Origin of the sequence: Devosia alba (assembly GCF_039938915.1) — a bacterium.
In the GTDB taxonomy this organism is placed as follows: Bacteria; Pseudomonadota; Alphaproteobacteria; order Rhizobiales; family Devosiaceae; genus Devosia; species Devosia alba.
On record NZ_JBDUUI010000204.1, the window covers coordinates 1 to 209 of the forward strand.

Here is a 209-nt window from a genome sequence, read left to right on the forward strand (position 1 = left end):
CGTACGGTAAATTGAGCGGACACAGTGAACGCGCATCATTAAGCCGTAATGACGACTCATAAACTCAAGATTATCAATGCGCAGGCAGCAAAAACTCTTGCCCGCCTCTTGCTCCGGCGCTTGTTCCAACGCACGAAAGTTGGGTAGGAGCGTTAACGGATCTGTCAGCGCCTGCAAATGCCAGCGGCGATTAAGCCATTCACTGCGAT

At 51.7% G+C, this 209-nt stretch carries 1 protein-coding gene; it reads right to left on the reverse strand.

Annotation, left to right across the window (positions count from 1 at the left end; all coding sequences use genetic code 11):
* Window positions 1-209, reverse strand: a 209-nt coding sequence (locus ABFY71_RS19275) for a nucleotidyl cyclase domain-containing protein (protein WP_347947495.1), incomplete at both ends; no start/stop codon positions are given.